An 11,397-nucleotide genomic window follows, 5' to 3' on the forward strand; every position below is an offset into this window, starting at 1 on the left:
TCTTGCGAGCCCGGGATGCTGATATCAGCGAGCCGCGTAGTACTCGACGACCAGCTGCACCTCACAGGTCACGGGGACCTCGGCGCGCTTCGGGCGGCGCACCAGGCGTGCCTGCAGCTTGTCGAGCTCGACCTCGAGGTAGCCCGGAACCGGGGGCAGGACGTCGGCGTGACCGCCGGCGGCTGCGACCTGGAAAGGCTCGAGGCCCTCCGACTTGGGCTTGACGTGGATGAGCTGACCCGGCTTCACGCGGAAGGACGGGCGGTCGACGAGCTGACCGTCGACGAGGATGTGACGGTGCACGACCAGCTGGCGGGCCTGCGCGGTGGTGCGGGCGAAGCCGGCACGCACGACGAGGGCGTCGAGACGCATCTCGAGCAGCTCGACCAGGTTCTCACCGGTCAGGCCGTCCTTGCGGCGAGCCTCGTTGAACGCGATGCGCAGCTGCTTCTCGCGGATGCCGTACTGCTCGCGCAGACGCTGCTTCTCGCGCAGACGGACGGCGTAGTCGCTGTCGGCCTTGCGCTTGGTGCGGCCGTGCTCTCCGGGAGCGTAGGGACGCTTCTCGAGGTAGCGGGCGGCCTTCGGGGTGAGCGGGATTCCCAGCGCGCGGCTGAGGCGGACCTTGCGGCGGTCCTGAGACTTCGTGACCACGAAGCATTCCTTCCATGACGCGGCCGTGTCTTTCACGACTCGCGGGCGTATCGCCTCCGCCCCGCCCGTCCGCAGCGCACGCCGAGGCGCAGCAGAAGGTGATTCAGGAGTGGAGAGATGCCCGAAAACTCGGTTTCGAGCCGCTCCATCCTAACAGACGGCGGCGAGCGTCATCGGTCCCCCAGGATGCGACGGATCCGCTCGAGCCTCGCAGCGACGTCGCGCTCGGCGCCGAGCGTCTTCGGTTCGTAGTATCGCTTCCCCTCGAGCTCGTCCGGCAGGTACTGCTGCGGCAGGATGCCCGCATCGCTGTCGTGCGGGTAGCGGTAGCCCTTGCCATGGCCGAGGCGCTTCGCTCCGGCGTAGTGCGCATCGCGCAGATGCAGTGGTACGCGTCCGAACCCGCCGGCGCGCACATCCGCTATGGCCTGGTTGATGGCCGTGTAGGCGGCGTTGGACTTCGCCGTCGTCGCGAGGTAGACCGTCGCCTCAGCGAGCGGGATGCGCCCTTCCGGCATACCGATGAAGGCGACGGCATCGGCCGCCGCCGTCGCGATGACCAGGGCCTGCGGATCGGCGAGACCGATGTCCTCCGCGGCCGAGATCACCAGGCGCCGGGCGATGAAGCGCGGGTCCTCCCCCGCCTCGATCATCCGCGCGAGGTAGTGCACGGCGGCGTCGGGGTCCGAGCCGCGGATCGACTTGATGAACGCGCTGATGACGTCGTAATGCTCGTCGCCCTGACGGTCGTAGCGCAGGAGTGCGCGGTCGACCGCCTGCGCGACGTCGTCGGGGTTGACCTCCGCAGCGTCCTCGCGGGACAACGCGACCGCGGCCGCCGCCTCGAGGCCGGTGAGCGCGCGGCGCGCGTCACCGGATGCCAGGCGGATGAGTGCGCCACGCGCCTCGGCACTCAGCGTGACGGCACCGGCGAGACCGCGGGCGTCGACCACGGCGCGGTCGACGAGCACTCCGACGTCCTCGTCGGTGAGCGGCTGCAGGGTCAGCAGAAGCGAGCGTGACAGCAGCGGCGATATCACCGAAAACGACGGGTTCTCGGTCGTGGCCGCGATGAGGATGACCCAGCCGTTCTCGACCCCGGGCAGCAGCGCGTCCTGCTGCGCCTTGGTGAATCGGTGGATCTCGTCGAGGAAAAGGATGGTGGTCTGTCCGTAGAGATCGCGCTGAGTGATCGCCTCCTGCATCACCTCGCGGACGTCCTTCACTCCGGCGGTGATGGCGGACAGCTCGACGAAGCGCCGGCCGGAGGAGCGGGCGATGGCCTGAGCGAGCGTCGTCTTGCCCGTGCCGGGCGGACCCCACAGGATGATCGACACCGCTCCCGGTGCGGCGGCGTCGGGGTCTGCCAGCGCGACGATGGGCGACCCTGCGCGCAGCAGATGCCGCTGCCCGGCGACCTCGTCGAGCGACACCGGCCGCATGCGCACGGCGAGCGGGGTCTGTCCCGACATGAGCGAGGCGGCGGAGGTCATGTGACCAGGCTAATGCGGGGCGGCGACACTGCGACGGCGACGGTAGGCTCGCAGATGGCTCGCGGGAGGACCGGAGCCCGACTGTGGAGAGGACGGACGATGGCGGCACGCGGTTCCCGACAGCGCGCGAAAACCGAGGCGGAGCGCGCTCGGCTCTACGCGGCCCGTGCCAAGTGGCACGAAACACAGGTCCGTCGCCGTCACCGCGACACGATGATCGCCGTCATCGCGGGCGCCCTCGTCGTGATCGGCGCCGTCGTCAGCCAGACGCTGCATGCCCAGATCACGGCCCCAGCGCCCTCTCCGTCTCCGTCCGCCCCGGCGTCCGACACCCCCGCGCCGGAGACGCCGACGCCGACGCTGACCAACCCTCCGCTGGATTCTCCGACACCGGTGCCCACTCAGACGCCCGGCGAGTGAGCTCCGCTTCGATGCGGCCGCTCGCCCCACACACCGAGCCGCGGATTGACTAGGCTGGTCGTCGTCCTTTCCCCCTCCCGCGGACTGCCGCGCAAGGAGCACACCGTGTCTACTGATGACAACGCCCCCAAGCCCACCCCTCCCGTGCCGATGCCGCCGCGCATGCCGATGCCGCGCAAGGCCGCCGCTCCCGCTGCGCCCATCGTGCCGGCGGCACCTGCGGTCTCCGATGCCGCCGAATGGGGTCGTGTCACAGAAGACGGCACCGTCGAGGTGCGCGAAGGAGAGGGCTGGCGAGCCGTCGGGCAGTACCCGGACGGCACCCATGAGGAGGCGCTGGCGTACTACGCCCGCAAGTTCGACGACCTGGCCTTGAAGCTGGGCACCCTCGAGACTCGCGCACAGGGCGGCGGAGCATCGGCGTCCGATCTGACGAAGCAGGCGACGCACCTCCTCGCAGAGGTCACGGATGCGGCGGCCGTCGGAGACCTCGCGGGCCTCCGCGAGCGGGTGCAGGCTCTGATCGAGTCGCTCTCCGAGGCGACCGCCAAAGAGGCAGAAGCCGCGAAGGAGGCTCTCGACGCAGCCATCGCCGAGCGCACCGGCATCGTCGAGAAGGCCGAGGCGATCGCAGCCCGCGACCTGGCGAAGGTGCAGTGGAAGCAGGTCACCGCCGAGATGACCGAGCTGTTCGACGCCTGGCAGTCGCATCAGCAGAACGGCCCGCGCCTGCCGAAGGGTGTGGCCCAGCAGCTGTGGAAGCGCTTCCGCGACGCGCGCTCGACGGTCGACAAGGCTCGCCGGGCGTTCTTCTCCGAGCTCGACGACGTGCACCGCGCAGCGCGCGACGTGAAGTCGCGCCTGGTCGAGCGCGCCGAGGCCCTCGCATCGCGCGGCGTCGACGGCATCCCGGCGTACCGGGGTCTTCTGGACGAGTGGAAGGCTGCGGGACGCGCCGGCCGCAAGGCGGACGACGCCCTGTGGGCGAAGTTCAAGGCCGCCGGTGACGCGCTGTACGCCGCGCGGGCCGAGCAGTCAGCCGCGGAAGAGGCCGAGTCCGCTCCGAGGATCGAAGCGCGCGAGGCCCTCCTGGTCGAGGCGAAGGCCGTCGCCGACGAGCGCGACCTCAAGCGCGCCCGTGCTCTGCTGACCCGCATCCAGCGCCAGTGGGACGAAGTGGGCCGCATCTTCCCGCGCGAGAAGGAGCGCGCCCTCGACGACCGGCTGCGCACGATCGAGCAGGCGCTCAAGTCGCGTGAGGACGTCGACTGGAAGAAGAACAACCCCGAGACGAAGGCACGCGCGAATGACATGAGCTCGCAGCTCCTCGAGGCGATCGAGAAGCTCGAGGCCGAGCTCGCCGCCGCTGAGAAGGCCGGCGACGCGAAGGCAGTCAAGGAGGCGACCGAGGCGCTGTCCGCTCGTCGCGCCTGGTTGAACGCCCTTGGCGGCTGACCCGGGGGTTCTCCACAGTCTGAGCCGTGCTCGCCCCTCGACGGACGGCACGGCTCACACTGTTAAGCGTGCATCCCGCTCTGCTGTATCTGCCTGGCGACCGGCTCACGCTCGCAGAGCTCGGCTCGGCCCGCCTCGACGGGCACGTCTTCGAGGTCGGCGAGGGTTTCATGCCGGCCGATACCGTCGAGACGAGTGCCGCACGGGCTGCCAGTCTGGCTGCGATCGTGCCGGATCGCGCCGCCGCGTGCGGGCCGACAGCCGCATGGGTGCATGGGGCCGGAGACCTGCCCCCGACGGTGCACCACGTGCGTCGTCGCAGCATCCGCCGGTTCCGTCCTTCCCTGCCGCCGCACGTCGTGTACCACGACGGGCTGACGGGCGAGGGCGACGTGAGGATGATCGCGGGGGTCGGTGTCGTCGACGAGCTCCCCACCGCTCTGGAGCTGCTGTTCGCCGCGCCCGCCGACCCGACCGCCGAGCGCTGGCTGCGAGCCCTGCTGCCGGTGAGCGAGGGGTTGGTTGACGGCGCGCGAGCGCGCTTGGAGCAGCTGAGCCGCCGCCCCGGCCGACGATCGGCGATGCGGATGCTCGAACGGATCGCGGCTGATCAGGACGTGGTTACGCGGTAGACGTCGTAGACGGCGTCGATCCGCCGCACCGCGTTCAGCACCCGATCCAGGTGCACGGCATCGCCCATCTCGAAGACGAAGCGACTCAGCGCGAGCCTCTCGTTCGTGGTCGAGACGGTCGCGGAGAGGATGTTCACATGATGCTCGCTGAGCACCCGTGTGACATCAGAGAGCAACCCTGACCTGTCGAGCGCCTCGACCTGGATCTGGACGCGGAAGACGCTCTTCGTCGTCGGCGCCCACTCCACCTCGACGAAGCGGTCGGGGCTGTCGCCGAGGGCCTTCACGTTGACGCAGTCGGTACGGTGCACCGAGACGCCGCTTCCGCGGGTGACGAAGCCGACGATCGGGTCACCAGGCACAGGGGTGCAGCAGCGCGCGAGTTTGACGAGGATGTCGGCGGCACCGCGTACAAGGATGCCGGAGTCCCCCGTACGGGCCTCCCGCGCCGGTGCGCGGCCGGGCAGCTCGATCGCGCCCGTGCTGGTGTCCTCTTCGACGGAGACGAGCGCCGTCACCTTCTCGAGCACCGACTGCGTGGAGACGTGCCCCTCGCCGACGGCCGCGTACAGTGCTGAGACGTCCTCGTAGCGCAGCTGGTGGGCGACCTCGGCGAAGGACTCCTGGCTCATCAGGCGCTGCAGCGGCAGGTTCTGCTTGCGCATGGCCCTGGCGATCGACTCCTTGCCCTGCTCGATCGCCTCCTCGCGCCGCTCCTTCGTGAACCATCCGCGGATCTTGTTGCGTGCGCGGGTGCTTCTGACGAAGCTCAGCCAGTCCTGGCTGGGGCCTGCATCGGGGTTCTTCGAGGTGAAGACCTCCACCACATCGCCGCTCTTCAGCTCGGTCTCGAGCGGAACGAGACGACCGTTCACCTTCGCGCCCATGGTGCGGTGGCCGATCTCGGTGTGCACGGCGTACGCGAAGTCCACCGGGGTCGCGCCGGCCGGCAGGCCCACCACGCGACCCTTGGGCGTGAAGACGTAGACCTCTTTGGCGCCGATCTCGAAGCGCAGCGAATCGAGGAACTCGCTGGGATCGGCGGTCTCCGCCTGCCAGTCGGAGATGTGCGCGAGCCAGGCCATATCGGTGTCGGACGCGGAGCGGGCGTCGACCTTGCCGCCGTTCATCCGCTCCTTGTACATCCAGTGCGCCGCGACGCCGAACTCGGCCTGCTGATGCATCTCGTTCGTGCGGATCTGAATCTCGACCGTTCGGCCCCCCGGCCCGATCACGGTGGTGTGCAGCGACTGGTAGAGGTTGAACTTGGGTGTGGCGATGTAGTCCTTGAAACGTCCGGGCAGCGGCGTCCAGCGGGCATGGATGGCGCCGAGCACCGCGTAGCAGTCCCGCACCGAGCCGACCAGCACCCGGATGCCGATCAGGTCGTAGATGTCGTCGAACTCGCGACCGCGCACCACCATCTTCTGATACACCGAGTACAGCTGCTTGGGGCGTCCGACCACCTTGCCGCGGATGCGCAGCTCGCGGAGGTCGGCGTCGATGGCCTCGATGACCTGCTGCAGGTACTTCTCGCGCTGCGGGGTGCGCTGCGCGATGAGGCTGTTGATCTCGGCGTAGATCTTGGGATGCAGCACCGCGAACGACAAGTCCTCGAGCTCGGACTTGATCGTCTGGATGCCGAGTCGGTGAGCGAGCGGAGCGTATATCTCCAGCGTCTCTTTGGCCTTCTTCGTGGCCTTCGCGGGTGGCACGAAGCCCCAGGTGCGGGCGTTGTGCAGCCGGTCCGCGAGTTTGATCAGCAGAACGCGGATGTCCTTCGACATCGCCACGATCATCTTGCGCACGGTCTCGGCCTGCGCACTCTCGCCGTACTTCACCTTGTCGAGCTTCGTGACGCCGTCGACGAGCATGGCGACCTCGTCGCCGAACTCCGCCGTCAGTTCGGCCAGGGCGTACCCGGTGTCTTCGACGGTGTCGTGCAGCAGGGCGGCGGCGATCGCCCGCGGTCCGAGACCGAGCTCGGCGAGGATCTGCGCAACCGCGAGCGGGTGGGTGATGTACGGCTCGCCGCTCTGGCGGAACTGACCGGAGTGCTTCTCGCGGGCGACCGTGTAGGCGCGCTCGATGATGGGCAGGTCACCGCGCGGATGGTTCGCGCGCACCGTGCGGATCAGGTTGTCGAGATCGTTGACCCGCGGCGCGCGCGAGAAGATGCGCGGCACCAGCCGTCGCAGGCTCGAACCCTGCGAGGTGGTCTGCGAATCCGCCATCTGTGCTCCCGTCGCCGATCAGACAATCCTACGCGGGGCGCGGTCCTCCCGACCCCGCGTGGAGTCAGGCGTCGACCGTGGAACGCTGGCGCGCCTCGAGCACCTTGGCGTCGCGTTCGGCGATCGCCGGCTCCTTCTCACGGAACAGCGAGTAGAGCGGGGCCGCGACGAACAGCGTCGAGTAGGTGGCGACGATGATGCCGACGAAGATCGACAGCGAGATGTCGGTGAGCGTCTCCGCACCGAGCCAGAACGCGCCGATGAACAGAATCGCGCCGACGGGAAGCGCCGCGACGATCGACGTGTTGATCGAGCGCACCAGCGTCTGGTTCACAGCCAGGTTCACCGATTCGCCGAAGGTGCGCGTGGTCTGATCGCCGTCCTCCGTGGTGTTCTCGCGGATCTTGTCGAACACGACCGTGGTGTCGTACAGCGAGTACGCGAGGATGGTGAGGAAGCCGATCACCGCCGCCGGCGAGATCTCGAAGCCGGCCAGACCGTAGACCCCGACGGTGATCACGAGCACGTCGAGCAGACCCAGGATCGCTGCGGCGGACATCTTCCAGGTGCGGAAGTAGATCGCCAGGATCAGGAAGGTCAGAGCGAGGAAGATCACCAGGCCCCACAGCGACTGGCGCGTCACGTTCTCACCCCACGCGGGGCCGATGAACGAATTGGTGACCTCGTCTGCCTGAACGCCGTACGCCTCCGCAAGGGCGGCGGTGACGTCCTGCGTCTCGCCGGCCGTCATCTGGTCGGTCTGCACGCGGACGTCCTGACCGCCGACGACGACGACCTTCGTGGCGGCATCGTCCACGACCGATCGCACGGCTTCCGTCGCGAGAGCCTGATCGGTCGACTGCGGCGCCTGTACGGTGAACTGCGATCCGCCCGTGAACTCGATCGAGAACTGGATGGGCCGCAGCAGCGGCACCAGGGCGGAGGCGACCACGAGGGCGATGGCGATGATGAACCACAGCCGCCGCTTGGTGACGAACGGGAAGGAGAGTTTCCCGGTGTAGAGCTTGTTGCCGAACTCGTTGAAGGAGAACATCAGGCGTCGGAGTCCTTCCCGGCATCCTTGGATCCCTGATTGGCGAGTGCCGCGGCGCGCTTGCGTTCGGCGATGGTCTGACGCTTCTCGGCCTCACCGCGGGCGCCGCGGTTGCGCGCGACGCGACCGGACGAGCCGATCTGCGCCTCGCGGAACTGCGATCGACCGCGGTACACGGCGCCGAGCGCTTCGGGGTCGAGCCCCGACAGCCTGTGCCCGCCGCCGAAGAAGCGCGTGCGCACGAGCAGCTGCATCACGGGGTGGGTGAAGATCACGAAGATGAACACGTCGATCAGGGTGGTCAGACCCAGCGTGAAGGCGAAGCCCTTCACCGTCGCGTCGGCGAGGATGTAGAGCACCACCGCCGCCAGCACGTTGATCGACTTGGAGATGTAGATCGTGCGCTTCGCGCGGCCCCAGCCGTCTTCCACGGCCGCGGTGACGGCCTTGCCATCGCGCAGCTCATCCCGGATGCGCTCGAAGTACACGATGAACGAGTCGGCGGTGAAACCGATCGACACGATCAGACCGGCGACCCCGGCGAGCGACAGGCGGAAGCCCATGCGCCAGGCCAGGATGCACACGATGATGTACGTGAGCACACCCATCACCGCGATCGAGGCGATGATCACCCACCCCAGCGCGCGATAGCTCAGCAACGAGTAGACCGCGACGAGGCCGAGCCCGATCAGGCCGGCGATCAGGCCGATCTGCAGCTGCTGAGATCCGAGGGTGGCCGAGATGGTGTCGGAGCTCTCGACGTTGAAGCTCAGCGGCAGGGCTCCGTAGCGCAGCTGGTCGGCCAGCGCCTTGGAGCTGTCCTGGTCGAACGTGCCCGAGATGCTGGGCTTGCCGTTCAGGATCGCGGCCTGCATGACGGGGGCCGAGATGACCTTGCCGTCGAGCACGAAGGCGAACTGATCGCGCGGGCTGAGACCGGCGAGACGATTGGCGTTCAGGCGCTGGCTGATGTCACCGAACACCTCGGTGCCGTGAGCGTCGAGTTCGAGGTTGACCGTCCACGCGCCCGACTGCTGGTCCCGGCCGGCGGTGGCGTCGTCGATCACGGTGCCGTCGAGTTCCATCGGACCGAGCAGGTACTTGGCCGTGCCGTCCTGGTCGCAGGCGATCAGCGGCTCACCGGCCGGTGCGTTGGAGTCGTGCTCGGCCGAGCAGTCGTACGCGAGCAGCTCCGCCTGGAGCTTCTCGGTGACCCAGCTCGGGTCGGAGCCGTCGGTCGGCTCGGCCGTGGGGGTCGCGTTCAGCGTCTCAGCCGGAGTCGGATAGGGGGTGTTCTTCCCGTCCTCTCCGATCACTGAGTTCGAGGGGGCCGTTGCCAGCAGCACGGCGCGGAACTCCAGCTTCGCACTGGCGTTGATACGGTCGCGCGTCTCCTGGTCGACGGCACCCGGCATCTGCACGACGATGTTGCTGCCGCCCTCGGTGGTGATGTCCGCCTCGGCGACGCCTGAGGCATCGACGCGCTGGCGGATGATCGCGGCGGCCTGGTCGAGCTGCTCCTGCGTGGGGTCGGCGCCGTCCTCAGTCTGCGCGCTCAGGATGATCTGCGTCCCGCCCTGCAGGTCGAGGGCGAGCTCAGGGGCCCACGAGCTCTTCTGGAAGCCGTACACGCCGACGGCGTTGATGCCGAACAGCACGGCGGTCACGATGAGCAGCCCGAGGAGGACCCGCCGGGCACGGCCGGCCGGAGATGATGAAGCCACGAAGTTCCGCTTTCCGCGTGAGAAGAAGGACGAGCGTCAGTTGCTGTCGCCGTTGCGCTCCAGGCGCGCGCGAGTCTCTTCCGGGGTCTCGATGTGGTTCGGGTCGGGCATGTCGTCGACCTTGACCTCGTCGGCGGTCGCAGGCTCGGCGGGAGCCTCGGCATCCGTGTCGGCAGCGTCCTCGACGACCTCCGTCGGCTCCACGATGCGCAGGATCGCCTGGCTGTGCACCTCGATGACGACGCCGGGGGCGATCTCGACGCGGGCCGGGCGGTCGAGATCCTGCGAGTCGTACTCGACGATCGTGCCGTAGAGGCCGCCCTGCATGAGGACCTTGACGCCCGGGAGGGTCTTGGCTGCCTTCTCCTCCTGCTCGGCCTTCATCTGCTTCTGGCGCTTGCGGGTGTTCACGAACATGAAGACGAGCATCACGGCGAGCAGACCGAAGAGCATGAGGGACATGGGGTCCATGGGATGAGACCTTTCGCAGGTGCGCACGCCGATGAGCGCGCGAAGAGTTCAGGGGAGCTTTCAGCGATTATAGGTCATCGAACAATGCCGCCCCGTCCGGATGCGGCACGCCGAGGTGCGCGTACGCCTCTGGCATCGCGACGCGGCCACGCGGTGTGCGCCCGAGGAAGCCGATGCGAACGAGGAACGGTTCGACCACGCTCTCGACGGTCTCCGCTTCCTCGCCGACCGCGACAGCAAGAGTGCTGAGCCCTACCGGCCCGCCGCGGAACCTGCGCACAAGGGCGTCCAGCACGGCACGATCGAGTCGGTCGAGGCCGATCGCGTCGACGTCGTAGAGCTCGAGCGCGGCGCGCACGTCCTGGATGGAGGCCGCTTGCCCGCCGCCGTGCACGAGAGCGTAGTCGCGCACGCGGCGCAGCAGCCTGTTGGCGATGCGAGGGGTGCCACGGGAGCGGCGGGCGATCTCGGATAGCGAGTCGTTCGGCAGCTCGACGCCGAGGACCGTCGCCGAGCGCGCGATCACCCGTTCGAGATCCCCTTCGTCGTAGAACTCGAGGTGACCGGTGAATCCGAAACGGTCACGCAGCGGGTTCGGGAGCAGTCCGGAGCGTGTCGTCGCTCCGACGAGGGTGAACGGTGCGAGATCCAGTGGGATGCTGGTGGCGCCCGCTCCCTTGCCGACCATGATGTCGATGCGGAAGTCCTCCATGGCGAGGTACAGCATCTCCTCCGCGGAGCGGGCCATGCGGTGGATCTCGTCGATGAAGAGCACTTCACCCGGGGTGAGGCTCGACAGCAGTGCGGCCAGGTCGCCCGCATGCTGGATGGCCGGGCCGCTGGAGAGCCGGAGAGGCCGGCCGCTCTCGTGCGCCACGATCATCGCCAACGTGGTCTTGCCGAGGCCGGGCGGCCCGGCGAGGAGGATGTGGTCGGCGGGGCGATCCTGCATGCGGGCCGCGTCGAGCAGCAGCTGAAGCTGGCCTCGCACCTTCGGCTGGCCGACGAACTCGCCGAGGCTCGTGGGCCGGAGAGCGCCCTCGATGGCGAGCTCGGTCTCGTCGAGCGACTCGGCGGCGTCGCGGGGGTGATCAGCCACGCTTTCCTCCCGGGCCCATGGCTGCGAGAGTGCGCCGGAGCAGAGCCGGTACCGACTCGCGTTCGGCCTCGGTGGCATCCTCGGCAGTCTGTGCCGCCGCCTCCGCCGCGACCCTCTCGGACCAGCCAAGCCCGACGAGCGCCGCCGCGACCTGATCCGTG

At 68.6% G+C, this 11,397-nt stretch carries 10 protein-coding genes and 1 pseudogene; 3 read left to right on the top strand and 8 right to left on the bottom strand.

Annotated elements, in window-relative coordinates; all coding sequences use genetic code 11:
* Positions 1–24: 24 nt before the first annotated feature.
* Both rpsD and RIN43_RS12645 read right to left on the bottom strand, forming a co-directional pair.
* A complete protein-coding gene (gene rpsD, locus RIN43_RS12640; RefSeq protein WP_309129276.1) occupies positions 25–654 on the bottom strand; it encodes a 30S ribosomal protein S4 in 630 nt (209 codons plus the stop codon).
* Positions 655–824: 170 nt separating this feature from the next.
* A complete protein-coding gene (locus tag RIN43_RS12645) occupies positions 825–2,147 on the bottom strand; it encodes a replication-associated recombination protein A (RefSeq protein WP_309129277.1) in 1,323 nt (440 codons plus the stop codon).
* Between the two features lie 99 nt (positions 2,148–2,246).
* Here RIN43_RS12645 and RIN43_RS12650 point away from each other — a divergent pair, with 99 nt between their 5' ends.
* The 3 genes from RIN43_RS12650 to RIN43_RS12660 all read left to right on the top strand — a co-directional run bounded on the left by RIN43_RS12650 (position 2,247) and on the right by RIN43_RS12660 (position 4,654).
* The gene (locus tag RIN43_RS12650) at positions 2,247–2,567 is read left to right on the top strand and encodes a hypothetical protein (protein ID WP_309129278.1); all 321 of its coding nucleotides are present in this window, start codon (positions 2,247–2,249) and stop codon (positions 2,565–2,567) included.
* Between the two features lie 162 nt (positions 2,568–2,729).
* Complete coding sequence (locus RIN43_RS12655) at positions 2,730–4,022, top strand: DUF349 domain-containing protein (protein WP_375163748.1); 1,293 nt, start codon at positions 2,730–2,732, stop codon at positions 4,020–4,022.
* A gap of 68 nt (positions 4,023–4,090) precedes the next feature.
* Positions 4,091–4,654, top strand: coding sequence for a hypothetical protein (locus RIN43_RS12660; protein WP_309129279.1), 564 nt, complete (start codon positions 4,091–4,093; stop codon positions 4,652–4,654).
* On the opposite strand, the gene RIN43_RS12665 is transcribed toward RIN43_RS12660, so the two are convergent.
* The 6 genes and pseudogenes from RIN43_RS12665 to RIN43_RS12690 form a co-directional block, all read right to left on the bottom strand.
* Positions 4,633–6,888, bottom strand: coding sequence for a bifunctional (p)ppGpp synthetase/guanosine-3',5'-bis(diphosphate) 3'-pyrophosphohydrolase (locus RIN43_RS12665; protein ID WP_309129280.1), 2,256 nt, complete (start codon positions 6,886–6,888; stop codon positions 4,633–4,635). The two genes, RIN43_RS12660 and RIN43_RS12665, sit on opposite strands and share 22 nt — an antisense overlap.
* Positions 6,889–6,952: 64 nt before the next feature.
* Positions 6,953–7,942, bottom strand: coding sequence for a protein translocase subunit SecF (secF, locus tag RIN43_RS12670; protein WP_309129281.1), 990 nt, complete (start codon positions 7,940–7,942; stop codon positions 6,953–6,955).
* On the bottom strand, positions 7,942–9,666 hold the full coding sequence (gene secD, locus RIN43_RS12675) for a protein translocase subunit SecD (protein WP_309129282.1): 1,725 nt from the start codon (positions 9,664–9,666) through the stop codon (positions 7,942–7,944). The genes secF and secD overlap by 1 nt, the downstream gene beginning before the upstream one ends.
* A gap of 36 nt (positions 9,667–9,702) precedes the next feature.
* The gene (gene yajC / locus RIN43_RS12680; RefSeq protein ID WP_309129283.1) at positions 9,703–10,128 is read right to left on the bottom strand and encodes a preprotein translocase subunit YajC; all 426 of its coding nucleotides are present in this window, start codon (positions 10,126–10,128) and stop codon (positions 9,703–9,705) included.
* A gap of 76 nt (positions 10,129–10,204) precedes the next feature.
* A complete protein-coding gene (gene ruvB / locus RIN43_RS12685) occupies positions 10,205–11,236 on the bottom strand; it encodes a Holliday junction branch migration DNA helicase RuvB (RefSeq protein WP_309129284.1) in 1,032 nt (343 codons plus the stop codon).
* Positions 11,229–11,397, bottom strand: a pseudogene (locus tag RIN43_RS12690) (Holliday junction branch migration protein RuvA); the annotation flags it as partial. The gene ruvB and the pseudogene RIN43_RS12690, both read right to left, overlap by 8 nt.

Source organism: Microbacterium sp., assembly GCF_031178445.1.
Taxonomy (GTDB): Bacteria; Actinomycetota; Actinomycetes; order Actinomycetales; family Microbacteriaceae; genus Microbacterium.

What these genes read in the sequence shown, in the direction of transcription:
- RIN43_RS12650 (WP_309129278.1), top strand. Translation starts at nt 2,247, where the DNA reads ATGGCGGCACGCGGTTCCCGACAGCGCGCGAAAACCGAGGCGGAGCGC.
- RIN43_RS12645 (WP_309129277.1), bottom strand. Translation starts at nt 2,147, where the DNA reads ATGACCTCCGCCGCCTCGCTCATGTCGGGACAGACCCCGCTCGCCGTG.
- yajC (WP_309129283.1), bottom strand. Translation starts at nt 10,128, where the DNA reads ATGTCCCTCATGCTCTTCGGTCTGCTCGCCGTGATGCTCGTCTTCATG.
- RIN43_RS12655 (WP_375163748.1), top strand. Translation starts at nt 2,730, where the DNA reads ATGCCGATGCCGCGCAAGGCCGCCGCTCCCGCTGCGCCCATCGTGCCG.
- RIN43_RS12665 (WP_309129280.1), bottom strand. Translation starts at nt 6,888, where the DNA reads ATGGCGGATTCGCAGACCACCTCGCAGGGTTCGAGCCTGCGACGGCTG.
- secF (WP_309129281.1), bottom strand. Translation starts at nt 7,942, where the DNA reads ATGTTCTCCTTCAACGAGTTCGGCAACAAGCTCTACACCGGGAAACTC.